This window comes from Paenibacillus sp. KN14-4R (assembly GCF_052180255.1).
Classification (GTDB): Bacteria; Bacillota; Bacilli; order Paenibacillales; family NBRC-103111; genus Paenibacillus_AM.
This window is the reverse complement of record NZ_CP197466.1, coordinates 2,104,288-2,129,463: the sequence shown is the minus strand read 5'-3', so window position 1 is coordinate 2,129,463 and position 25,176 is coordinate 2,104,288. Positions and strand designations below refer to the sequence as shown.

Genomic DNA, 25,176 nt, shown 5'->3' with positions numbered 1-25,176 from the left:
AATCCCCCACCATGCTACAGATTTTTAATTGCAAAATGGTAAAAGACTATATCCATTCGCTCACGCAAGTAGAATCGGTGTGCTTCATGACGCTGCACGCCTGAATCCAAGTGGAACTCTCCACAGCCAAGGCGCTTTGCCTCACCAACTAACCACTCGAACATCATTTTTCCATAGCCATGCGATCTGGCATTACCTGAAGTAACCAAATCATCCACATACATGTACGACTGCCAAGCAAGTGAGTGTCCAAGTTTAAAACCTGCAGCGCATTGGAGATCATCCCCTTCATACAACCCTACTAACTGATAGCCATATGCCTCTTGCATGTGCTGGACTTGTTTGACATAAGTATCTTCATCCAGGTGGGATCGCAACTGGGACATGACTGGGAATGTCGCACGAATATCATCTTCTTCTCTCACATGTTTAATGATAACTTCGTTCATATAACCTCTTCCTCTCCGATAATTCCTGATTCTTCTTGGCATTTCTCTGCGCAAATTCGCAGTAAATCTTCAACCTTCACGAGCTGATTGATGTTATCAACATGAAAAATACTTCTGCCCAGCATCTCTTCTACTTCCAGAATCAAGCGAATGACCGACAAGGAATCGATAGCTAGGTCTTCTCTTAAATCCATTTCATCTCGTGCTTCTACATCAAGAGGACTGATCGTTTCAATCAATTTCTTGAGCTTTAAAGTCTGATCATTAGACATGAGTCCCATGTGCAACCTCCTTCGTTATCATGCGATTAAAGTTTTGATATAAGATCCGATTCAGGTCATATTCTGAGCAATAGCCCTCCGTATGAAGTGCTTGAATAGCCCTTACCCACTTGAGTTGATTCCCAAAGAAACGATGAATGGGCCAATCTGTACCGAACAGCAATCTCGAACCCAAACCTTTTGCAAGAAATCGTTTCATCGTCGTCTTATATGTTCCATCTGGTACATCGGCTTGGAATCCGGAGAGATCCAAGTAAATATTAGGTCGGTATTGTGCCAACATCGCTGCTTCCTCCGCATACACAGCTCCTGCATGACCCAGAATAAAATTAACCTGCGGAAACCGCCATGCCGCTCCATCTACCTCCATTGGATGAGCGAATGTAAAAGGGAGAGCTGATGTCGTCGGGCCCGTGTGAATAAGCACTGGAAGATGAAGCGCACTACAAATTTCATAGTAAGGATCCAGTCTCTCGTCACTTGGTGAGTAGCCACAAGGTGGATAAAGCTTAAGTCCTTTGAACCCCCATCGCGTCACCGCTTTTTCAAAAAGATCAATCCCCTCTTGACCTCTGCGTGGATCTATACCGGAGAACGCAATAAATCGATCGCTACGCTCAATTAACTGTTTGTGTTGTAAATGCAGCAGCTCAATGTCAGCATCATGTTTCTTAAAAGCGACCCCGAAATCAATGACGAGCAGCACCGACTGGCTAATAGCTGCTGCGTCCATTTCAGCGATCATTTTGCTACAATCCGGATCATCCATCAGCTGCATGAATAGTTCGGTTAGACGGGTTCTCTGCTTCTCACTCATTTGATCTGGCAAACTTCTCTTAATGGTATCGCACCATCCTGTTAAGAACGCCTCAGGAAAAAACTCCAAACTTGCGATGTGGCTATGACAATCGATGATCATCTACATTCCTTCTTTCTAGAGCATTCGCTCGATCACATGCAGGACGGTTTCTGCAAGCTGTGCAATTTTAACCTTATTGGTTGGTGTTCTAGGAATATGATCATGAATTAAAATGTAATCAGGAACTCGCTTCGGACCCACACGTTCTACTAAAAACTGTTTGACCTGTTTAGGTTCAATCGTAATTCCTGCCTCTAACACCAGAACACAAGCGATTTTCTCTGTATCTCCTTCGTTCACGCGAATAGTCGCATGATCCTTAATGCCATTAAATGACGTTAGACACTGATCGATATCCTCTAAATACACTTTTTCCCCGCCACGGATAATCATATTTTTCTTACGTCCGACGATAAAATAATATCCCTGTTCATCGTAGTATCCGAGATCACCGGTATGAAACCATCCATCCTCTGAAGCGGAAGCAGGATCTTTAAAGTACCCACCCTCAAATACTTGATCACCTCGAACGACAAATTCACCAATCTCATGTGTATCCAGCGCAGTCCCATCATCACCTATAACTAGAATCTCAAGATTCGCAGGAACCCCAACAGATTTATAATTAATGTCGTTAAATGGTGAGATGGCTGTAAAACACACCGTTTCCGTCAGACCATAAGCAGGGATGATTGGAAACTGATACTGTTCTTGAAACATGTGAGCCGTCTGGCTACTCAGTGGTGCTGCACCCGAAACACAAAACTTCATTGATGGTGCTGCAAGGTTACAATGCAAGCGCACAAGCATATCGTAAATAAGTGGAACCGCACTAAACGAATTCACCTCATATGCACGGATGGTCTGTTCGATTTCCTTCATGCGTGTCGCCTCAAAAACGTCCATAATAACTGCCCGCCCGCCACTAAACAGCATGGTGCACACATCACTAATAAAACCAAACGTGTGGAACAATGGTAGTAAGCAGAGTGTCGTATGCTGCGATTCATAAGGGAATCGTTCAATGGCAGTTAATACGTTACTTACAATATTGCGATGATGAAGCACAACACCTTTGGGTTTCCCTGTTGATCCGGATGTATAAATAAGTAATGCAGGTGATTTTTCATTTACAATTACATCCTTCTGCATATCTTCACATTCAGGTTCAAATTGTAAGTATTCTTTCACCCTAACACGGACATTGGCATTTATTTGATGATGTTCCGCATGGTCCTTCACGATCAGCACAGGTGCAGCATGCTCGGTAATGATTGTGAATTCATGTGCTAATAATTTCGGGTTGAGTGGATTTGCAATAACGCCATTCACCATGCAACCAAATATATAGGTGAGTAAATCGATCGAATTATCAATAATCAGAGTTACGACATCCCCCGGCTGAACATTTTTTAATCGCAGAAGTTGGGATACTTGTGATAATCGCTCCTTAAATTGTTTATAACTCACCGTTTCACCCGTTTTGGGTTCGATAAACAGAGGACGTTCACTATATTTCAGAATTGAATGGTTGACATAATTAAGAATCGTCTTCATAGTCCTACTCCTAACTGTATTATTTGATACGTTTTGTATCAACAAATGCGAAATTTAGCATATTTTTATTTATTCAGCAGTCTGTTATACTAGAAGTGTATTTTGGCGAAACTAGTATTGATACTAAATGTATCTCAGATGAAAGGAACAACAACGATGAAATATGGAGACAGAATCTCACAATTAAGAGAGAAGCATGCATTAACGCAAGGTGATTTGGCGAGTAAAATTGGTATTTCACGTGCTTCACTATCTCATTATGAAACGAATCGTAGAGAACCTGATTATGAAACAACCAATAAAATTGCTAGTTTTTTCAAAGTATCCGTTGATTATTTGCTTGGAAGAACGAATAACCCCCATTCCGAACTTGATGCAGGTGTCCAGCAATTTGCAGATCAGCTGGAGTTGTCTGATGAAACCATTCTCGAGAAGTTTGCTTTAACCATTGATGGTAAAGAATTAACACCTGAAGAGGCCAAGCGATTTATTGCATTTATTCGAGCTGAACGTTCATTCATGTAGCACTTGCCCCAACTGTTCTTGAACAATTTTTGAAATTGCCTCCTTATCGGGAATCCAATAATATAGATTCGACTTCACAAGAGGATCCATGGCATATTGACTGTGTCCTGGAATTTGGGTGTATTGAAAATTATCAGAATCGATCCCTTTAAATAACCAAGCTAGACTAATTAGATCTGCATCCGTAAAGTTGGAGTCCACAATATCTTTTCTCACCTTAGGTAGTAGTGTTACTATTCGTGGGATATGCTCAGGCTGGAGCAAACCAATGACTACAGATTTAAGAACCTTGGATTGCTCCTCCTGCCTGCTGAAATCCCCATTGGGCTGCATATATCGCTCACGAACTAAATCAAGCGCTAATTTACCGTCAAAATGCCGCGTACCTTTCTCTATATAGGTTTGTGCGCTTACGGATAAATCCAAATCCCTCTCAAGCGTAATATCCACCCCGCCAATCGTATCGATGAAATCTTGGAAGCCGGCGAAGTTCGTTTTGATATAATAATGAATTGGTATGTTTAAAAAGTTACTAATGGTTTGCAGTGTTAAAGATGTACCCCCTTTATTGCCCCCACTAAGCTCACCGATTGCATGGGCATGGTTGACTTTCGTGTACCCGACACCCTCGACTTGCATTCGTGTATCCCGCGGTATAGAGATCAAGTCTATCTTGCGCATAGCAGGCACGACGCGTGCAACCATGATGACATCGGTTCTGGATATTTCATCCTCGCTCCCATCAATCCCAAGAATAAGCACGTTAAACTCTTTGGTCATCTTGTCATCCCCAGATTTACTTGGAAAAGCATTTGTCGAATCTATGGGTTGAGGTGTAGAATCAGAAACTACGTTATTCTCACCTACCACTTGTGGCGTTACAAGAACAGGGATATCTTGATTAGAAAAATGTCGAGTTGGCTCTAGATACCTATATCCCCATACCAAACCAAGAACACAAATTACGATAATGGAAATCGATATGACCGTGAACCATCTCCATTTTCGACTCCATTTTTTCAAAATTTCCAACTCCCGTTCTCTAACTATATCATTCATACTGATACGAATTGTATCATACATTATTTTGCAAATAAATGATTATTTTTCAAAAATCATATTTAAAAAGACAGTCTCATGACTGCCTTCAAAAGGGGTTATTCGATTAACTAATCGCCTTCACTTCATCGCTTAATCGCATTAATATTTCGTTGGAACTTCGAATCGTATCTAGCCCAAGCTGATTGAGGATTTGTCTTACATCCAATACAATCCTGTTATCCGGGGTTAACTCATTGTGGTCTGGCAGTGTTGTAAGAGCAGGGGTTGTTATCCATCCTAAGCTTTTCTCATTTACCATGACTGAAGTAACCTCACTTCTATAATTGTAGTTCCAACGATTCGTATAAATTAGATTATAGCTCATCGTCAATGGGTAAAGTGTCACTATTTCGTTGTCAGATCACAAACATTCCTTCTATTTTTGTCGAAATCCAAGATCAAATTAATCTGGTTAAGCATAATTTGTTGAATAATCATTCCATATATAGAATGCTCATGTTATTATATTCTGATAATTTCCATATTAGAAGCAAAGTAACCGGTAACTTTAAGCGTGGTAACGAACGCAAATAGGATCTGAACTCGCAAAAAAGGCAGTCACATGGACTGCCTTTTTCTAAGTATTTTACAAAGATTAATTGTATAATTGCACTTCCTCTTTCGACAATCCCCGGTCATACACGCTTGTGATCACAATCGCCACGACAATAACAGCAACAATTAGAATGAACAACATATTAATTTGATACATATCCACGATAATACCACCAAGCAAAGGACCGATCATTTTACCAACTGTAGCCGCACTGTTCACAATCCCTTGGTAAAAACCTACCTTATCGGATGGAGCCAAGTGATTAGCAATCGTTGGAATAGCAGGCCATACGAACATCTCACCTAATGTAATAATAATCATCGAGACAACGAACATTTGAAAATCCTGTGCTACAATTAGTAGCAAGAATGAGCTAATGAAGATGACCATGCCCACCATCATCTGGTTCTTAATCGACTTGATCATTTTAGGTAAAATGAGTGTCACTACTGGCTGCAAACAAACAATAAGTACACCATTAATCGTCCACAGTAAGCTGTACTTGGTAAGTTCAATTCCTAAGCTTTGCATGTGTACAGAAATCGTGGCTTGCCACTGGGTATAACCAAACCAACAACAAATATACGCGATACATAGAAACATTAATGCTTTTAATGAAGGCGTTAGCTTACGAGAAGAGTCTCCTTCTTTCTTCTCTTTCGTCTTCTTGCCCTCGTTACTTTCCGCCATTCCACGGAACGCAATAATTACGAATAACGTAAAGGCAACATAGACAACGGCATTACCGATAAAGATATAATCGAAAGAATAAGAAGCAATAAGGCCACCTAACGCAGCACCAACCGCCATTCCTGCATTTTGTGCGACATAGATGGCAGAGAATGTCTTCGTTCCCCCTTCTGGCCACACTTTTCCTGCAAGTGCATAAGTTGACGGGAAGACCATCCCCGAGCCAAAACCGGTAATCAAAAGGCATGTCACATATACTAACCATTGATGATCAAATGCAAGTATAATCGCACCAATAACAGATATGCTAACCCCCATTACAATCGTCCGGTAACTACCAAGCTTGTCGAATAAATAACCACCAATCATGCTTCCTAATACAGATGCAAATGAGTTTAATGTCAAAACAAGACCCGCAAGTGCAAGTGATTTACCAAGATGATTATGAATGTAGATCGTATTCAGTGGCCATATAAAAGAAATTGCGGTAACGTTGATAAACATCCCAATAAACAAAATCCATACTTTCCTAGGGATATCAATCCCCTCCTCTATGCTGTCCAAGTCCAATCTTTCTATTGTCTAATAGCTCGCTCCATTCTGTCAATGTAAGGTTATTCCTTCAAAAGGATAAATCTGCAATTCGTTCTATTTAAAAACAAAAAAATAAAAAGAGTAGATAGCAGCAGCTACCTACTCTTGAAAATAATTAGCGATCTTGTTTATCTTCTTCAACTTTAGAGGTAAACATAATGTTTTCCGTTGCGAGCAATTTACGATACCCTTGGAACTCATCGTAGACCATCAGCTTAGCTGCTTTATACCATGACTTTCCAAAATCAGCATCCGGATTGGTTAGTTTCGTCATAAACTGATTCTTGCCCACACGCAGTGTACTTGCTGCGCCCTGCGTATTGGAACCCGACCTTGTAAAATCATTGACATCCAAAGCATTTTCATAGAAAGCAAATCCTTGTGAATCAACCACGGATAGAACAAGCTTATGACCCGTTGTATTGACTTCCGCAAATTTCGTTTTTACGATTTCACTGTCAAATTTCAGATTGAAATCTCTGTCTTTACTATCCGTCTGAATATTCTTGATCGATATCGAGTATGGATATATTTCCATCTTGAGTAAACCTTTCCGCTCCTTCTCCTCATTCGGGAGCCAGAATCCAGCTGGCTTCACATAAGCGTCAGGCTTGGCATCGCCTGTTACAAGCTTTCCTTGTGAAACAGCGTCGCCAATTACCATTTCCAGATTGGTCGTCGTTGAATTTTTCGGAATATCGCTCCATATTTCCAACATCGCCTTGCCATCAGGAGCGATTTTGCTCTTAATTTCTGATACGTGCGTCGGCAGAGTCGAACCATCACCAAACCCCATTTGTGCAACAATTCTAGTCGCATCGACAGGTCGTTTATCCAAATTTTCGACTTCCATCTGGACCGCAAAAATATCGTTCGCATTACCATAATAACGATTCGCACCAACTACCTGGTATCTGGCTTTTCTACCTGTATCTAGGACCGTATAGAAATCATTTGCCCGGTTAAATTTAATCGGTTGCAGCTTAAGCTGACCCGGGAATTCCAACAGATCAACTGCCTTCGCTACTCCTACTCCTTCTCCCTCTTTTCCTGCAGCTTCCTTCATTGCAGCTTCACTCTCTTGCAGCACAAGCTTGATCGTGGAAAAATCAGAGCTAAGCGGAAGCTTGCCGACAGCTTGATACGATACTTTTTCATTTGGACGAATACTGATGGATTGTGTCATTTGAACCAGATCCGCTGGGACTTTCACTTTATTCTCCAATAGAAAATACCCTTTCAATTCAGGTAATTCCATCGTTTTATCCGTTTGATTAAAGATTGTCATATCGGCGGTCACAATGTCTCTGTCTTCCCATGGAGCCCGATATATACCGTTGAGTTCCGCTTCATATATGCCCGATTTGGAACTAAACGAATAACGTTTCTTTGATTGGTCTGCTTTCTCTTTCGATTCGGGAAGTTTAAAAACAGCAGCTGAAACGTTTAGCTTCTTCTCAGCCTTAGCTTCACTCACTTGCTCGATAACATCGAGCTGCCATCCGCCTTCTTTTACAGATACCGGAACGGTACCAGTTAGACGCCATTCTAGCGTTTCTTTGGGACGTAAATTAGCACCTTCCGTTTTGGATTCCAGCGGATATGTTGTTCCATCTGCCGAACGAATAACAAATTGATATTCAGGAGACTTTGCCGCCTTTTTTCCGATATTCTCAAGCTGTACATAGACGGTTATCAAATGATTCTTCTCACTTGATCCGTTCAAGTATTGGGGAACTGTAATTTTCATCTGGGTTCCACCTACTGAGACGATTTGATTGCCGCCTGCAGGAACAGCCTGCGAATATGTATCGGGAATATCAATCATGCCAAGGCTTTTCTCAAATCTAGGCTGCTTAAAATCGAACATTGCAATTTCCACTGTCAAATCGTGAAGCAGCACAGATTCATCAACTTGGGCATAATACGATATTTCTTGAGTCGTACCCGGTTTTACCAGCTTCTTGTCTTTGTCCTTAACCATAAGGCGTGTTACGCATTCTTGACCAGACTTTGTTTTCAACCGTGCAAAATAGTCAATCAGCATCAGATCCTTGTCTCCGTCGTTGCGGATTGAAACCGTGAATGTCACATTATTGTTGTCCGGTTGCGCCAAGAATTGAATGTTTTTCAGTTCAAAAGTGCCGACTTTGTCGACGATAACAGGTTGGAACACGGGAGCTGGAATACTGAGCTCCTGTTTCTGGATCTGTACAATATCGTCTGAGGCGTTTGCAACCGGCAGCACAGTGCCGATACTAAGTGTGACTACAAGCACAGTACAAAAAGCTTGTGTAATAAGCGTTTTTTTCATAAATACACCTCTGTCTATTATAATAAAAAGAAATTAATCCGTTTTAAGCGCGACAATCGGCTTCAGTTTAGATGCTTTATTTGCAGGGAACCAACCAAAGAACACGCCGATTCCAACCGCAAATCCAAATGCAAGCATAACAATTCCAAGCGAAGGGGTTGCTTCCAGTTCAGTGAATTTCGTGACGAGAAGTGCACCACCACCTCCAAGTACAATTCCCATTAGGCCACCTAGACCACCAAGTACCATAGATTCGATCAAAAACTGGAGAACAATGTCGCGCCTACGGGCGCCGATCGCTTTACGGATACCAATCTCTCTCGTTCGTTCACTAACGGAAACAAGCATAATGTTCATGATTCCGATGCCTCCGACCAACAGTGATATTCCAGCGATGCCGCCTAATGCGAGTGTCAATGTGCCAGTAACTGATTTCATAGAGTCAAGCATCTCTTTCTGGCTGAAGACACCATATTCATTCGATTGATTCTTTTTGGTACGGAACCTTTTCTGCAAATCACTCTCTACAGATGCCTTTAGACTATCCACTTCTTCCGGTGACTTCGCTTGTAAAAAAACTGTTCTAACGCCTTTGGTCAACAGAAGCCGTTCGGCAGACGAAATGGGGATCATTATTTTATCATCATTAGAACCATATCTACCACCACTGCCCTTCTCCTGCAGGATGCCGACAATTTTATAGCGGATTCCATTGAGAAGAATCTTCTCTCCGATTGGGTTAGAGCTGCCAAACAACGCGCGAGCGGTTTGAGTTCCGATCAACGCTACTTTTTGTCGAAATTGTACATCAATCGGTAAAATGAATCTGCCTTGCTGTGCATGGTGGTTCTGCACGGTTTCATAGGAAGGTGTAACTCCTTCAATGGATACGTTTCTATTCTTGTCACCACGTTTCGCCGTCACCATACCTTCGATGACCGGCGAAGCAGCAAAAGCCCCCGGCTTTTTACCTAGTTCCTCTGCTTCTGCCAGCGACAATCCTTTATCATTCTCTTTTCCAGATCCAAAGATATTTACCGTAAGTAGATTCGTGCCCATACCTTGAATTTCCTTAGTTACCTGAGCAGTCGCGCCTTGACCGATCGATACAAGCGCGATAATTGCTCCTACACCAATAATGATACCGAGCATTGTGAGAATGGAGCGCATTTTATTCGTGGAAATGCTCTTCCAGGCCATTTTCAGCCCCTGAAACAAATTCATGACGCACCTCCTCGATCCTCAACGATCTGCCCGTCTTGAATTCGGATTACCCGTTTCGCTTGGTCGGCAATGAATAAGTCATGGGTAATTAGAATGACCGTCTGTCCTTGAGCATTCATATCCCGCATCATCTGTAAAATATCTTTACCGGTTGTTGAATCAAGCGCACCCGTTGGTTCATCTGCGAGCAGGATCGGCGGAGAACCGGCGAGCGCTCTAGCAATCGCTACACGCTGCTGCTGGCCACCTGACAATTCACTCGGGCGGTGAAACTGTCGTTCTTCGAGTCCCACTTTCGTAAGTGCAGCATGTGCCAATTCACGTCTTTCCTTGTGCGGTAACCCCCGATAAATAAGAGGAAGTTCCACGTTCTCCAGCGCAGATAGCTTCGGCAGCAAGTTAAAGCCTTGAAAGATGAAGCCAATCTTCTCATTACGAATTTTCGCGAGTCCGTTATCAGACAACTTACCAACTTCTTGCCCATCCAAGAAATACGTTCCTTCATTGGGAGTATCCAAACAACCAAGCATATTCATTAGAGTCGACTTACCTGAACCGGAAGGACCGATAATAGCAACAAATTCTCCATGCTTAATCGTAAATGTTATTTTTTGCAAGGCATGAATCGTTTCGCCACCCATTTCATACCATCTTGAAATATCGTTAATCTGAATTAATGGAGTCCGTTCTTCAGTGATCATCCTGCACCTACCATCATGCCTGGCCTACCGCCAAACGGATCTGGTGGCACAACAATTGGCAAAATAACACTATCCCCTTCATTCAATCCGCTTTTAATTTCCATTAAACTCTCATTATGTATACCAATTTCGACAGGTTTTGGCTGACCTCCCATCCCTGCAGCTGGATCATTGGAAGGATTTGGCGCCATATCTGGAACAAGTACCATGCTTCCGCCTGGGCCTTGCTGTACAGCTTCAATTGGCACAGTAAGAATATCATGTTTCTCCTCTACAACAATCTCGGCTTGCGCTGTCATACCAACCAACGCACCTTCAATCTGATCAAATCCAACTGTTACTTCAAAAGTAGCAACACCATTCTGTGCCTTTCCTTCTTTCCCGATTTTACTAACCTTTCCCTGAAAAGTTTGACCTGGAAGGGCATCAATTGTAATAACGGCAGGTAGATTCAGCTTCATCTTTGGAATTTCCAGTTCATCCACTGTAATCACAACTTGCATATGTTGGTAATCAACGATATCAATTAAATTTGAAGCTGCAGATACTTGATCACCAGCTACGACGTGCAATTTAACAATCTCGCCATCGATCTGGGAAGTGAGTGCATCTGGTGCTTTCTGATCCTTGTGAAGTGAACTAATCTTGGACTGCGTCATCTCAATGTCCAGAATCAATCTACTGATGCTCATTTGTAATTCATCCACATTACCTTCACGAAACTGTTCTTTCATTTTCCGCTGCATATCTTCGAGCTCTTTTTGCTTCTGCTTCAAGCTGAGCTCTTCCTGCTTGATTTGTTCCGCCATATCTTTGCCTTCGTAAGTGACCATTTTCTGGCCTTTTTTAACGATGTCCCCTTCTTTGACTAGGAACTCTTTAATCTTACCGTTTTCTGCTGCTTTGGCCGTCTCCTTCGATGCCGGAGCTATTGCTCCTGATCCCGATACGCCTACCACGATACTGCCTTTCGTTACTTGTCCCATCATTGGTGGCATCGCCACAGGTTTTCCGCTTCCTTTTAAGAAGAAAAACCACGCTCCGGCTGCAAGTAAAATAACGACAACTACGCTAATCATAATAATCCACTTTTTCCTGTTTCTCATAAACGTCTACCACCTGCTTTCTCTCTCCCATATCCTTGTACATACTCCGCGCACACTGTTATATACGTAAAGCGTTTGATAGAAGTTTCTTGTTTATCGTACAAAGCATACAATTTAAGAGAATCTTAAGAACTTTCTTAAAGAAAGGTTAAAGAAAACCAAGTTTTTTGGTAGTCGAATTTTTGTGGATTAATTGCTGCTAATTTGGAGTTCTGGCAGTTTGATAGATTGCATAGCCTCTTCCCTCTGACTATCACTAACGTGCGTATAAATCATCGTCGTCTCAATCGATTCGTGCCCCATCAATTCTTTCACAATCCGAATATCCGTTCCCTGACGCAGCATCATTGTTGCAAAAGAATGCCGCAGCTTATGACAAGATAGCTTCAACTCTTGCAACGCTTCTTGTCCTTCTTGCTCTTGTAATTTTTCAAACGTTTGCTGGGCAATCGTCTGAATTTGGCGAATGGAGAGCCTATACCCTTTTTGCGATATAAAAAATGAAGTTTCCACACTGCGATTCGGCTCACGACGGTCACCAAGTACTTGTCCCATGATCTGAATGAGTGCCCCTGGCAATGGAACCGCACGCCACTTTCTCCCCTTTCCCATCACATGCAGGCTGCCGCGTTCTTGGTGAAAGTCTGCCACATTCAGCCGATGAACCTCACCTACCCGAAGACCTGCATAAGCCATTAATAGGAATATAGTGATATTGCGCGAACTGTATCGCCCCTCAATCTGTTTCAGGAACAATTCCAAATCTTGTTCTTCTAAAAATACCGGAAGCGAATTGCGCTCCGTCTTAGACAACTTGACATCTGCTGCAGGATTCGTCTCCACCATTTCCATATCTTTAAGTGCTTTGTAAAAAGAACGAATCGCAAATAGCTTACGGTTCCGTGTCAGATCACTGCAACCATTTTTCCTAGCTTTGGTTAAGTAAGACATGATGTCTAATTTATTGATCTTTTCAACTGACTTCTCATTCACTTGTTTCAAAAAATCTTGCACCGTATGTAAATAAGCTTTCTGTGTGGAAGTCGTATAACCTGCGTCATCCATCCAAACTTGGAAGGCTTCCAGAAATTGTTCATATTCAGTCAAAATGTCATCATTCATAAGCCAATTTACCGTCCTCTATCGTGTAATCTTGGTCGAGCGTTATAACTTTTGTCGTTCTGAGAGCAAACAGCGTGAAATATGTATTTCACGCTGTTAATTATCGCATGAATCCTAGCAAAAAGCGACCAAAAAGTCCTTCAATCGCTCTAGAAAATTCGCCAAGAATTTAATAGGATGGAATATCTATTTGTGGGGTTATGCTATAATGACAGGAATTAATTTCATTTTTACATATTAATAAATGCGGAGGGATTCTGGATGCAATGGAGTCAATATGATTGTCCGAAGCAGTTCTATGAAGAGATTAGCCCATTTTTAGGTCAAAAAGAGGCAGCGTACAATCTTATCCTTGGTATATCGCTTGCACGCGCGAAAGCACAGTACCCTGATCCAAGTGGAAAGCCTCCAATCATGGGAGTCATCACAACTAACGGAACAAATGTTCTTATCGTGACGAATCGCTCACCTCTAACCCTACTTTTAGCGGGAAATGGACCCCATCTTGCAGAAGCAATCGAAATCTTAGTCGAAGAGCTCTCTAGAATTGACCATCCATTTCATGAAGTCGTTGGTGAGCCAGAGCTTGCTACATTATTCGTTCAAGCCTGGGAACGCAAACATCAATTAACCTCTGAGATCAAATTCAATCAACGTATCTACAAACTCACTCAAGTTCGTAATATCCCCCACCAATCTGCAGGATTTATAAGACGTGCGACGATAGACGATGCAGCAATTGTTGCGGAGTGGACCGGACTCTTTGTTAGATATATTCATGATAAACTGCCTGCTGAAGAAGCGATGAAAATGACGATTACGTCTATTGAAGATGGCAATATGTTCATATGGGATCATAACGGACCTGTGTCTATGGCAAAAAAAGTGCGTGAGACCGAAAATGGAGCTGTAATCGGTCTTGTTTACACACCTGACAGTAATCGTGGAAATGGCTATGCTTCCGCTTGTGTCGCTGCATTAAGCCAGCTCTTTTTAGATGAGGGCTATGCATTCTCCTGTCTATATACCGATCTCGCGAATCCTACGTCTAACAAGATCTATCAGCAAGTTGGATATGAGGTAGTTGAGGATTCGATCGTATATCGATTGAAATAAAGTGGCATTTTTCGACTTGAAGAACATATGTTCTGTTCACTGATAACTAAGCGTCATTTTCCAATAGTTGATCCGTTCTTGGAGAGAACTTCTCATCCAATATAGAAATTTCCTCAATCCGAGCAATCACGAAGATCCGATGACCCTGCCGAAGTCTGCAAAATGCCCTCATATACCATTCATATCCATTTAGTACGAGCGCCATGGGCTCTATTCTGCGAATCGTTACCACACCTTGTGCATCTGTATAACGCATTTGAACAAGATGGTGTTGCAAGGTTGCTTGCCGTAATAGGTTCATTGTTCGAAAATCCGGGTGTGTGCTATTCCATGGGTTCAGTTCATTAAGCGACTCCGCCGGCTCAGGCTCTAGATTGTTGATTACTGGTATACGGATCAAATCTTTCACCTTTTCCATAAATCGACCGACATATCTCACATCGATGGCTGGTTGTACGCTGCGCAATGCGTGAATGAGAGTGTGCAATTGATCGATGGACATGTATACATGCGCTCGTCGGTATTGTGCTTGCAATTCATAACCACCTGATGCACCTTTTTTGAAAACAAGTGGGATACCTGCCTGCTCCATGATATCTAGATCCCGATAAATCGTACGAATCGATACATGAAAATGCTCAGCAAGCGCTCTTGGGTGCATTTTCCCCTGATTAAGTAATAATAAAGTGATCGCTAACATGCGCTCTAACTTCATAATGATCCAGCGCCTCCCTACTCAGTCAACTCGCTTGCGTTACTATATGCGTATCACTTTAGGAGGATGATTATCTCCTGATAAAAGAAATATGCAACAACGGCTGCGAAATGGATGACTCACTTTGAATTAACAGAGTAGGGATTTGCGATGAAGTGGGATTACTCCTGAATCTAGCTTTAGAGATACTGATTATAAAGTCGAGCTGTATTACTTTGTTAACATTTGAGTAATGTTTTGTCTGGTTATCCATAGAGCAGGAATAAATACAGATAATAGACCAAGTAGCGGGCTAGCTGCTATTAGACTCAAAATTAGCTTAATAGGAATACTAGTAACTGGAGATCCTAGAGCTAATATAAACATACAGCCTATAAACGTGGCGATAAGAATAGAAATAATGCCAACAAGACTAGTAATGAAAACTCCTTCTAATAATAAGATACGCATTAATTGGATTTTGGAACTTCCTAGTGCGCGAAGCATTGCCAATTCTAGTATTCTTTCTCGAATACTACTAGCAGTATTATTCATTAATCCTATACCTGCCATTAGAATAATAAAGAGAACTGTTACAGATAAAATCAAAATACGTTGTTTGGACTGCTTTTCTAATTTTTCTAATTCTTGTTTTTGATCGTATAAAATAGCAGTAGAATAGGCAGAATCACTTAGAAGTTTATTTATGTTAGCTTTAATTTCTGAACTTTTCTCCAGATTATTTATATTTATTTGGATTTTATATAGGGAGTTTATACCAAATTGTTGTGACATAATATTGGCAGTTGTCAATAGTGTATAATCAAGTGTTTCATCTTTGATAATACCTGTTAAAATAAATTTCTTTGCTTCATATTTTTTACCATTTATTACATCATCAAATTTCCCTACCTCTATTTCATCCCCAATTTTATATCCTAATTGTTTACTAGTTTTTTCTGTTAAAATGACACCATTTTGACCTAAGTCTTCTTCATTAATAGTTCCATCAACAACTGTTATTGTTCCTTGCTCATTTACAAATGGAAAACTAATTCCTTGAATTCCAAGCATAGCTTGTTTTTGTTCATTAACAAGTAATTCAGGATTACCTCCTGTCGCATGGGTAGGTAAATTGAGTGTAGATATTAGCACTGAATTAGTAAAGTATATATTCTCTAATTCTTTCATCTGTTGTAACTGTGAAAAAAGTTTTGGTGAAAAACCTTTATCTTCAGTTGGATTAAGGGAAATAACACTTAAATCAAATGGATATTGTTCTTTTAGAAAAGTTTCTTCTCCTTCCTTTAATGAACTTAGGATCATATTTCCAATAATTAATATGTGTATGCCTACTATTAAAATACTAGCAATTTGGCTATTTCTTCTCATTTGACGCAGTATATTACGAGAAGAAAGCATCCATTCCGATGAATAGAATTGTTTAGGTAAACAATTATAGAAAGAGGTTGAAATAATAAAAATGAGAGGTATGCTGATAAACAAACTACAAAATAATAATAGAGCTATAACTACATACAGTATCTTTTCTTCAAAGTATAAGTAATTGGCAAAGAATAAACTAACAGCACTCAAGCTAAAGATAAATGAAATTATAGCTTGTTTCTTTGTTGGAGCTTGGTGGACAGAGGTAGATTGATTGTATGCAACTAATGGTGATAACTTAGTAGCTTGATATGCTGGCACACAAGAAGAAATAATTAGAATAAGGAAAGCAGCAGTACTCCCTAAAATAATATTTATCCAAGGTAACGATAGTGTTACGTCTGTAGTAGTTAATCCCATTAGATGACCAACTAATTCAAGTAATAATAGAGAGGATATTATTCCCACTATTAATCCTAATAGAAGTGAAAATAACCCTATCATACATCCTTCTATTAATATAAGTAAAAAAATTTGTTTACGATGAATAGCTAATAAACGTAGTGTAGCTAGTTCGTGTTGTTTCTCTTGAACAGACATGTGAAGAGTGCTAATGACAATTAGTCCACTTGCAATGAATACAGCTATATTTAGTCCTTGTATAATCGGTTTTAATCCTCCGATATTTTCACGTTCTTTATCAAGTTCTTTGCGTTTATCGATAAAAGTATCCGGGTATTTTTCCTTTATCGCTTTTACTACATCATTTTTGTTAGTGGGACTGTCTAATTTAATTAGTAAAGCGGTAGTATTATTTATGTTATTTGTAATACTTTGTAGCCAATCATACTGAAAGATGGCAACATGATTTAGACGCTGATCTTTATCTAGAATTCCTGATATCTTAATTTTCTGAGTTCCATTTGGTGGGAACGGCCATTCGATATATGACCCCACTTCTAACTGCCTACTTTTTGCGAAAGCTGCTGGAATTAGCACTTCTTTTTCTTTTGGAAAGTTTCCTTCAGCTATTTTAATGAGAGGATATTCGTAAGCTAACTTTTCATCTTTAAATCCTACATAACTTGGATAATCTGATAGTTGCATCTCCACTTCTTTACCTAAGTAGGGATAAAGAAATGGGGATGTGTCCATGTTAGGGTCAATGTTCTTTATCTGTTCAATATCTTGATTAGATAGGAACTGGTTAGAATTTTGATATCCTACAACTAAGTCATAGTCACCGTACTGTTCACGTATAGAATCTCTATGGGATTCCTCGACGCTAGTAATTAAAATTTGAGAAGAAACTAACAGAAATATGCCCATAGAGATACCAATAATTGCAAAGATAGTCCGGTTTTTACGTACTGTTAATGAGTTAAGAGCTATTTTAAATAGTAATTTCATTGGCTTAATCTCTCTATTCTCGATATTATATCTAAAATATTTTTTTGTCTGTCATGTTCACTAGTATTTAAATATAACTCATCTACTATTTCACCATCATACATAAATAGTACACGATGTGCATAAGAAGCGACATGTGCATCATGTGTAACCATAACTAATGTATGATTCATATGTTCACAAAAATTTTTCAAGATACAAAGAATCTCTTTCGATGTTTTCGAATCAAGGCTTCCGGTTGGTTCGTCAGCTAAAATAAATTCTGGTTCATTCAATAACGCCCTCGCAATGGATACACGTTGTTGTTGTCCTCCAGACATTTCACTTGGTTTTGAATGAGATAAATGACCGATACCGACGAGCTTCAATAAATCTTGGGCTTTTTTTTCTACTATCTCAGGGTGTTTCCCTGCTAAAATTGCTGGTAATGTTACATTTTCTAGAGCAGATAAAACAGGAATTAAATTAAAAAATTGAAAAATAAATCCGATATGATGTCTTCTAAAATTCGTTAGTTCTTTATCCGACAAAGAACTAAGTTTTTTTCCTTTTATATAGACTTCGCCACTAGAAGGAACATCTAGCCCTGAAATAACATTCAATAAGGTTGACTTACCAGATCCACTGGTTCCCATTATCGAAATAAATTCCCCTTTCTGGGCTGTTAAATTAATCTTGTTTAATGCATAGGTTTTATTTCGCTCCTGACCATATACCTTCGTAATATTCTTGATATTTAATATTTCCATTACTAACCCCTCCTATATTTCTATTTTAACTATTAATTATCAATACCATCTCAAGGAAATATCAAAAAAGTATCAAAATATCTTCTACTAATTAAAGCTGGTATAATTGATTTGTTTGAAAAAATTAGTTTTGTAGGGGTGGTTATATGGAACGATTTGAAACCATTATGATTGTAGATGACGAAGAAGAAATTATAGAGTTAATGACAGATTTCTTATCTTTAGAAGGTTATCAAGTCTTACAAGCAACGGATGTAAAATGCGCGACAGAGTTGTTTATTAGTAATAAAGTGGACTGCATATTATTAGATGTAATGATGCCAGGGGAGGATGGATTTTCTTTTTGTAAAAAATTACGCCTGCATTCGGATGTGCCAATCCTTTTTTTAAGTGCAAAAGAGACCGATACGGATAAAATAAGAGGATTTACATTAGGTGGGGATGATTATATTACTAAATCAGCAACTCCGAGTGAAATTGTTGCGAGGGTAAAAGCCGTAGAGCGTAGATGTATAAAGCCCTATTCTTTTAGTAAACAAACAAGTTTAATATTTGGAGATTTTCAAATTGACGAGGAAGCACAGAGTATATCGTATAGAAATCAGCAACTTATTTTCACGACAACAGAGTATAAAATTTTGAAATATTTAGCTGAAAATGCTAATAAAGTACGTACATATGATCAGATTTTAGAACAAGTATGGGGAATGGGGCGTTATGACTTTCATACAGTCCGAGTATATATTGGAAAAATTAGAGAGAAGTTAGATGCATATAATTGTGGTGTAACGATTGAAACCATTTGGGCCACAGGTTACAAGTTTAAGCAAGGTAGAACGGCATGAAAAAAAAGCAATGGAGATTAAAATATATCATTTGTGTTTTTTTACTAACTATTTTTGTTATTCCTATTGGAGTTACGAAAATAATAATAACGAGTTATGAATCTTATCAGATGGAGAAAAAAAAGGATAGAGATGATGTAAGTGGAATTACATGGATAAAAGATGTCGTTTTGGCTGAATATGACAAGTGGGAAGATGAACCATGGCAGCAACATGTTCTCCAGGCAGCAAAGGAGAAAAATATGCAGATTTCTCTTCGTTCAGCCCAAGGAAATACTCTTTTTTCGAACATAAAGTTATTAGGAGAGTATCCTTTTTATCAAATAGATGGAGAGTTATCTTATCAATATTCCAATTATGAGGTTCGACATGTTGAAATATTTAATAATGATGAGCATATTGGTTCCTTATATGTAAGGGATATGAACAAGCCATTATTTCCAAAGACTAGTTGGTTTGATGAATGGGGAACCATGCTATGTATTAGTATAATTGTCTCAATAATAATAATTATTATGTCTCTTTTTATTCAAAAAAATATTTTAAAACCGTTATCGAGTTTAAATAAAGCAACACTTTTAATTGCACAGGAAGAATTTAGCGTTGCGATTGAACAGTCTTCCATTCAAGAAATGAACAGTGTTCTAATCAGCTTTAAAGGAATGGCAGAAGAGTTGTCCCGGCTAAGGAAACAACGGATGAATATCGAGAAAGAACGGCAATTTTTCGTCTCATCCATTGTGCATGATTTGCGAACACCGATTTTTTCGATACGAGGATATTTAGAGGGCATTAACAAAGGAGTAGCAAATACTCCAGAAAAGTTACAGCGTTATTTGCATATTTGCCTCAATAAATCAGAGTTACTAGAAAAGCTAGTGACGAATTTAAGCCAATACTCGAACATTTTAGAGTCTATTTCCATTCGTAAGACAGAAGAGATAAACTTAACAGAGTTATTTACTAGTATTTTAGAAGATACGCATTTAGACATACAGAATAAGCATATTACAGTAAATCATACGCTCAATGGACAAGTGATCGTGCATGGAGATTCCCTTTTATTACACCGATCATTTGAAAATATAATAAACAATGCCATTCGGTATACACCCATTGGCGGTACAATTGAGCTACAAGTAGTTCGTGAAATGGATCTGGTGAAAGTTTGTATTACTGATAGTGGTGATGGCATTGCTGAGGAAGATTTACCTTACATTTTTGAGCCATTGTACCGTGCAGAGAAATCGAGAAATAGAAATACAGCAGGACTAGGATTAGGACTAGCCATCGTAGAGAAAATAATAACGGAGCATAAAGGTACAGTAAGAGCGTATAACCATCGTGAGAAAGGCGCCGTGTTTGAAGTAGATCTTCCACATTCATTATAGAAGCAAGATATCTCATGAGTTAGGCAAGGAATCTCAACGAAAATATGAGGAAAAAAATAAAAAGGAGCTGTGACTTACCAGCTCCTTTTCCATGTTAAATAACGTAACGACATGTCAACCTGTGAGCGATAAATGGACAATTTTCGTTGCCCATTTGCGAACCATTTGGCTATCATGTGTGATCATCACAACAGCCTTGCCACGCTTACGATAAGCATCGCAAAGCTGCATAATCTCACAAGCATGGTGGTAATCTTGGCCAGCTGTTGGCTCATCTAATACAAGAATCTCAGGTTCCGAGATCATTATAGATGCCATGCTGAGCAACCTCTTTTCCCCACTACTTAAGGTAAACGGGTTCTTCTCTTTAAGCTCCCACAGACCAATTTGTTTCAACCATTCTTCCCCTTGTGCGACAATCTCAGACGGACTTGTCTCCCACGGCTGTAGGCCGAGCCTCATTTTCAAACCAAATATGCATTCTTCAATGACTCGATCTGTTACAAATTGATGCTCGGGATCTTGAAAAATATATCCGACTATACTCGTAATTTCATTCATGTTCATTTCTGCTAAATCACGATTCCCTGCGAAAACCATGCCTTGTTGAGGGCGAAGGAGTCCTCCCAATATCTTGCCTAAAGTCGTTTTACCTGAGCCATTTGATCCCATAATAGCAGTGAAATCTCCAGGCTTTATCAATAAGTTAATGTCATTAAATATAGGTGGTTTGGGCAGTATACCCTTAGATATTGATGGATATTGATAGATTAGGTTCTTCACTTCTAGGAGAGGTTTATCATTATCATCGATCCTTACCCCAAGGTTTATATCCTCACCAACACCATCATCCTCAAGCAAGCAACCGCTGCGCAGCAGAAGTTCTCTTTTACATAAAATAACTTCTGCCACCGGGCCATTCGCTACGACTTCTCCATCTTCTAATAAGATAAGCTGATCAGCTTGATATATGAGGTTTACGTCCAGCCTGCTTGAAGTTGTAACAATCGTATGACCTGCTTGCTGCAAGTTATGGAGTGTCTTCAAGAAATGCTCTGTTGCTTCATCATCCAAACTTGCTGTAACATCATCAAATACGAGAATATTAGGTCTCATCATAAGCATCGACGCAATGGCTATACGTTGTTTTTGCCCGCCAGACAATTCATCGATACGATGCTTACGGTAACCTTCCATACCAACTTCGCATAACACTTCATCTATTCGTTCATCAATCTCATAAGGTGGCACACGTAAATTCTCAGGGCCAAATGCGAGTTCATCCTCAACATATTCATGGATAAATGTCACATCTGCACTTTGCAGTACAATTCCAACAAACGAAGATAATAGTTCCTTATCCAGCTTAGAGGGTTCTTCTCCCCTAAACTGAATGTGCCCCTGAAGACTTCCGTTCATTTGCTTTTGCAAGATTGGATGAATCAAGTGACAGAGTGTTGTTTTGCCTGATCCATTACACCCGACAATATTCACCCATTCCCCTGCTTGAAACACAAGATTAACATGATTCAGAACAGCATCTTGTTCGGCTTCGTAAGTAAACGACACATCACGTAACTCGATGATTGGAACAACAGCCACGATTAAGCTTCTCCTTTTTTACCTACTGTAAAGCCACGTAACAATCCAGTCTTGTTGATCGTATCGCCAAGCCATTTTGTCAGCATTCCACATAGGATTACCCCACTTACACAGCGTACTACGAATGCAATAGACAGCGTTGATACATCCCATTTCCAGTAACCAAACATATTAGCTGCAAACACGAACCAGAGTGGAACCATGAAGAAGCTAGCTAGGGACATGCTGAAGTAGCCCCAATTTTTATACCGATACAAAGCAAAAACAATTTCCGCCACTAATGCATAACAAATCGCTGCTGTATAAGCACTTGCTGGTCCATAACTAATCCCTAGCAAGGTTTGTAGCGTTGCGCCAATTAAATAAGTAATAAGTGCAGTTCCTGGTTTACGAATGATATACATCGCGAGTAAGCCATATACCATATATACCCCTACAATCGTGGAAGTCGCAATCGGACCACCCAACGTCGTTAAAAATTTGTTTACAAAAGCAAGATAATTCGTCAATACCCCATTTGCCACAGCTAACAACGCCATGAGAACAATATCCAGCGTCGTAAAACGATCTAAACTCCATTTTTTCTTCATGTTAACTCTCCCTATTGTTTCATTTTCATACGCTTAAACGAAGATTAAGAGCCCAATCATACCAAGCCAACTTCCTCCTGCAAAATACACCCCAGATGCTTGAATCGGAACTTCACGTAAATAAGTCCTGTCTGGGTACACCCCAAAGCCCTTCGTGTCCATTGCATTTGCCGTTTGCTGCGCCTTTCGAACCGCTTGGATGAAAACAGCAAGAACGAATCTTTTCCAAGCCATATAACGATTACGCATTCCCCTTGGTTCACTTAATCCGCGTAGCCGCTGCGCCAATCGAATCATTTCTGCTTCCTTTTGTAGAATCGGTACGAAACGTAATGCAATTGAGATCGCAAATGTGAAACGGTACGGTAATCTCAGCTTTTGCGACAATGCTAGTACGAATAACCGAGGTTCCGTCGTTGCAACAAATACGAATGAAACCAGAATAAGCGTTAGAAACCGAATCGAAATTGCAGTTGCAAAATCCAGCGCCTCTGCCGTTATTTCAAACCTACCGAATTGCCAGATTACCGTCCCACCCGAGACAACTAAAAGCTGCAATATGAAGTACGGAATGCCTATGTATAGCGGGATTCGAAGACTTCGCCAGATCGATTGAATCGGCAGATTAGCTAATACCAGTCCAATTGCTGCAACAACTACAAAAAGCGCTAACTGTACGTCTGCACGCTCATAAGTCAAGATGAGAATAGACATACAAATGACCCATGCGATCTTGGAAATTGGGTCCATTCGGTGGAAAAAAGATTCCCCTGGTTGAAACTGAAAAATCATTCATAACATCCCCATGCTCTTTATCGGTTTTAAGTATGTTTCAAAGCGAACCAATTGTCAACCATTTTGTTTTTATTAGGTTAACAATAGATATCCGTTCATGTATCTTAATAGGTGAAAAACAACAAAAAAAACCCGTAGGATATACGGGTCTTATTTCGTTGTATGTAGGTTATATCGACTCTGCCATCCCTTTCTCTGTGTCTGTCAACACTTCTGTAAAATGATAGACTACCGAACCATCATAGGCTTTCAGGGATCTAGCAATACCCATATTAATAAAATTTTCTAAATATCTCTTCGAATCATGCATGGTTAGTCCAGTTTTCAATGCGACTTCAATCGGAGTCACACGACCTTTATTCGCTGAAACAAGCTCTAGAATACTATAATACTAGTGTACTGAGTGTAATCAATTTATACAAGATCTTACAGGAGAATTTATCCTTTTATTCCCCCTCTTTTCCCCACGCTTCATCAATAAACGACTGATTAATATCCTCTCCCGCCTCATAACCTTCTGCTGCTGAGCAGATGAGCCCTGTGAACAGATTCTTCGCATCACCAATGACATATAGTCCTTCGACCTTGGTCATCCCTTTGTTATCTGTGTCATAATGACAATTCTCTTCCGGCTTCACACCCAATTGCTCGGGGATGTTCGTCGCTTGCTCAACCCCTGTATCCATCAGATAACCGCACGTTCGCGCGATTACTTCGTTACTCATTAATACAACACCACGAAGCTGCCCACTTGCAACATCCAACTTGTATATCGGTTCCTCAACAAGCCCAATCTGCCGCGCAGCCATTTGTCTTCTTAGTTCATCACCTATCTCAGCCGCCCCATTCGTAAACACAATAACATCCCTGCTCCAATGATGAATCAGCGGTACATAATGCCCCAGCCCTTTGCCGTTACCAATAATAGCAACCTGCTCCCCTCGATGCTCATACCCATCACAATAAGGACAAGGGAATACCGAAGTTCCATACGCTTCTTGCAGCCCTTCTATCTTCGGCAGATGATCCTTCGCTCCTGTTGCAATAATCAGCTTCTGACAAGATACAACTTCTCCACCCCTTGTTCTCACTGTAAAAATAGACTCCGATCGCTCTGCATTCTCCGCACGATCTTGCAAGATTTGAACAGTCTCGTATCTCTTAAGCTCGTCCATCGCAAGTTTCTTAAATGCTAAGGGTTTAATCCCATCTCTTGTTAAAAAGCCATGAGTTTCCTTCGTCACCGCATTACGCGGCTTTCCCTCATCGATTACGAGCACATCCCTCATCGAACGACCTAACACTAAGGCTGCGCTTAAACCAGCTGGCCCCCCGCCAACAATGACAACATCCCATATTTTCGTATCCACCATATTTCCTGCACGCTCCTCTTCCTCATTCCGTATTGCTTATAACTTCCACCCTCCCTCATTTTCAGACTTATCCCCCTCTTTTCATACATTGAACATATTTCAATTGTTCTCACATCGAAGTTAAGATAACTGCAGAAAACGTACGC

General features: G+C 40.0%; 23 protein-coding genes. 4 read left to right on the top strand and 19 right to left on the bottom strand.

The window, feature by feature from the left end:
- Positions 1 to 14: 14 nt before the first annotated feature.
- Genes ACSBOP_RS10060 through ACSBOP_RS10045 form a run of 4 tightly spaced genes read right to left on the bottom strand, consistent with a single transcriptional unit; the run spans position 15 to position 3,146 of the window.
- Positions 15 to 449, bottom strand: a complete 435-nt coding sequence (locus ACSBOP_RS10060) for a GNAT family N-acetyltransferase (protein WP_442604271.1) — start codon at positions 447 to 449, stop codon at positions 15 to 17.
- A complete protein-coding gene (locus ACSBOP_RS10055) occupies positions 446 to 730 on the bottom strand; it encodes an acyl carrier protein (protein WP_442604270.1) in 285 nt (94 codons plus the stop codon). The genes ACSBOP_RS10060 and ACSBOP_RS10055 overlap by 4 nt, the downstream gene beginning before the upstream one ends.
- Positions 714 to 1,649: an amidohydrolase family protein gene (locus ACSBOP_RS10050; protein ID WP_442604269.1), complete on the bottom strand. Its 936-nt coding sequence runs from the start codon at positions 1,647 to 1,649 to the stop codon at positions 714 to 716. The genes ACSBOP_RS10055 and ACSBOP_RS10050 overlap by 17 nt, the downstream gene beginning before the upstream one ends.
- Positions 1,650 to 1,664: 15 nt before the next feature.
- Positions 1,665 to 3,146: a class I adenylate-forming enzyme family protein gene (locus tag ACSBOP_RS10045; protein ID WP_442604268.1), complete on the bottom strand. Its 1,482-nt coding sequence runs from the start codon at positions 3,144 to 3,146 to the stop codon at positions 1,665 to 1,667.
- Positions 3,147 to 3,302: 156 nt separating this feature from the next.
- Here ACSBOP_RS10045 and ACSBOP_RS10040 point away from each other — a divergent pair, with 156 nt between their 5' ends.
- A complete protein-coding gene (locus ACSBOP_RS10040; protein WP_442604438.1) occupies positions 3,303 to 3,671 on the top strand; it encodes a helix-turn-helix domain-containing protein in 369 nt (122 codons plus the stop codon).
- On the opposite strand, the gene ACSBOP_RS10035 is transcribed toward ACSBOP_RS10040, so the two are convergent.
- The 8 genes from ACSBOP_RS10035 to ACSBOP_RS10000 form a co-directional block, all read right to left on the bottom strand.
- Positions 3,660 to 4,694: an LCP family protein gene (locus ACSBOP_RS10035; protein ID WP_442604267.1), complete on the bottom strand. Its 1,035-nt coding sequence runs from the start codon at positions 4,692 to 4,694 to the stop codon at positions 3,660 to 3,662. The genes ACSBOP_RS10040 and ACSBOP_RS10035 overlap by 12 nt on opposite strands.
- 142 nt (positions 4,695 to 4,836) lie before the next feature.
- On the bottom strand, positions 4,837 to 5,031 hold the full coding sequence (locus ACSBOP_RS10030) for a hypothetical protein (RefSeq protein WP_442604266.1): 195 nt from the start codon (positions 5,029 to 5,031) through the stop codon (positions 4,837 to 4,839).
- A gap of 336 nt (positions 5,032 to 5,367) precedes the next feature.
- Positions 5,368 to 6,555, bottom strand: a complete 1,188-nt coding sequence (locus ACSBOP_RS10025; protein WP_442604437.1) for an MDR family MFS transporter — start codon at positions 6,553 to 6,555, stop codon at positions 5,368 to 5,370.
- A 172-nt stretch (positions 6,556 to 6,727) separates the two neighbouring features.
- Positions 6,728 to 8,926, bottom strand: a complete 2,199-nt coding sequence (locus ACSBOP_RS10020; RefSeq protein WP_442604265.1) for a hypothetical protein — start codon at positions 8,924 to 8,926, stop codon at positions 6,728 to 6,730.
- A 33-nt stretch (positions 8,927 to 8,959) separates the two neighbouring features.
- A complete protein-coding gene (locus tag ACSBOP_RS10015) occupies positions 8,960 to 10,150 on the bottom strand; it encodes an ABC transporter permease (RefSeq protein ID WP_442604264.1) in 1,191 nt (396 codons plus the stop codon).
- Positions 10,147 to 10,851, bottom strand: coding sequence for an ABC transporter ATP-binding protein (locus ACSBOP_RS10010; RefSeq protein WP_442604263.1), 705 nt, complete (start codon positions 10,849 to 10,851; stop codon positions 10,147 to 10,149). Before ACSBOP_RS10010 ends, ACSBOP_RS10015 begins: the two co-directional genes overlap by 4 nt.
- Positions 10,848 to 11,957: an efflux RND transporter periplasmic adaptor subunit gene (locus tag ACSBOP_RS10005; protein ID WP_442604262.1), complete on the bottom strand. Its 1,110-nt coding sequence runs from the start codon at positions 11,955 to 11,957 to the stop codon at positions 10,848 to 10,850. Before ACSBOP_RS10005 ends, ACSBOP_RS10010 begins: the two co-directional genes overlap by 4 nt.
- A gap of 189 nt (positions 11,958 to 12,146) precedes the next feature.
- Positions 12,147 to 13,079: a tyrosine-type recombinase/integrase gene (locus ACSBOP_RS10000; protein ID WP_442604261.1), complete on the bottom strand. Its 933-nt coding sequence runs from the start codon at positions 13,077 to 13,079 to the stop codon at positions 12,147 to 12,149.
- Positions 13,080 to 13,340: 261 nt separating this feature from the next.
- Here ACSBOP_RS10000 and ACSBOP_RS09995 point away from each other — a divergent pair, with 261 nt between their 5' ends.
- Complete coding sequence (locus ACSBOP_RS09995; protein WP_442604260.1) at positions 13,341 to 14,195, top strand: GNAT family N-acetyltransferase; 855 nt, start codon at positions 13,341 to 13,343, stop codon at positions 14,193 to 14,195.
- A 46-nt stretch (positions 14,196 to 14,241) separates the two neighbouring features.
- Here ACSBOP_RS09995 and ACSBOP_RS09990 read toward each other — a convergent pair whose 3' ends face one another.
- From ACSBOP_RS09990 to ACSBOP_RS09980, 3 genes are all read right to left on the bottom strand, one after another.
- Positions 14,242 to 14,910: a helix-turn-helix transcriptional regulator gene (locus ACSBOP_RS09990; protein ID WP_442604259.1), complete on the bottom strand. Its 669-nt coding sequence runs from the start codon at positions 14,908 to 14,910 to the stop codon at positions 14,242 to 14,244.
- 210 nt (positions 14,911 to 15,120) lie between these two features.
- The gene (locus tag ACSBOP_RS09985; RefSeq protein WP_442604258.1) at positions 15,121 to 17,685 is read right to left on the bottom strand and encodes an FtsX-like permease family protein; all 2,565 of its coding nucleotides are present in this window, start codon (positions 17,683 to 17,685) and stop codon (positions 15,121 to 15,123) included.
- A complete protein-coding gene (locus tag ACSBOP_RS09980; protein WP_442604257.1) occupies positions 17,682 to 18,434 on the bottom strand; it encodes an ABC transporter ATP-binding protein in 753 nt (250 codons plus the stop codon). Before ACSBOP_RS09980 ends, ACSBOP_RS09985 begins: the two co-directional genes overlap by 4 nt.
- 146 nt (positions 18,435 to 18,580) lie before the next feature.
- On the opposite strand from ACSBOP_RS09980, the gene ACSBOP_RS09975 reads away from it, so the two are divergent.
- Both ACSBOP_RS09975 and ACSBOP_RS09970 read left to right on the top strand, forming a co-directional pair.
- Positions 18,581 to 19,279 (top strand): response regulator transcription factor, encoded by a 699-nt coding sequence (locus tag ACSBOP_RS09975; RefSeq protein ID WP_442604256.1) that lies wholly within the window; start codon positions 18,581 to 18,583, stop codon positions 19,277 to 19,279.
- Entirely contained in the window at positions 19,276 to 20,670 is a 1,395-nt protein-coding gene (locus ACSBOP_RS09970; protein ID WP_442604255.1) for a sensor histidine kinase, read from the top strand. The genes ACSBOP_RS09975 and ACSBOP_RS09970 overlap by 4 nt, the downstream gene beginning before the upstream one ends.
- A gap of 114 nt (positions 20,671 to 20,784) precedes the next feature.
- Here ACSBOP_RS09970 and ACSBOP_RS09965 read toward each other — a convergent pair whose 3' ends face one another.
- The 4 genes from ACSBOP_RS09965 to ACSBOP_RS09950 all read right to left on the bottom strand — a co-directional run bounded on the left by ACSBOP_RS09965 (position 20,785) and on the right by ACSBOP_RS09950 (position 25,030).
- Positions 20,785 to 22,272, bottom strand: a complete 1,488-nt coding sequence (locus ACSBOP_RS09965; RefSeq protein WP_442604254.1) for an ABC transporter ATP-binding protein — start codon at positions 22,270 to 22,272, stop codon at positions 20,785 to 20,787.
- Positions 22,273 to 22,274: 2 nt separating this feature from the next.
- Complete coding sequence (locus ACSBOP_RS09960; protein ID WP_442604253.1) at positions 22,275 to 22,862, bottom strand: ECF transporter S component; 588 nt, start codon at positions 22,860 to 22,862, stop codon at positions 22,275 to 22,277.
- A gap of 33 nt (positions 22,863 to 22,895) precedes the next feature.
- Positions 22,896 to 23,654, bottom strand: coding sequence for an energy-coupling factor transporter transmembrane component T family protein (locus ACSBOP_RS09955; RefSeq protein WP_442604252.1), 759 nt, complete (start codon positions 23,652 to 23,654; stop codon positions 22,896 to 22,898).
- Positions 23,655 to 24,103: 449 nt separating this feature from the next.
- Positions 24,104 to 25,030: an NAD(P)/FAD-dependent oxidoreductase gene (locus tag ACSBOP_RS09950; RefSeq protein WP_442604251.1), complete on the bottom strand. Its 927-nt coding sequence runs from the start codon at positions 25,028 to 25,030 to the stop codon at positions 24,104 to 24,106.
- Positions 25,031 to 25,176 lie beyond the last annotated feature (146 nt).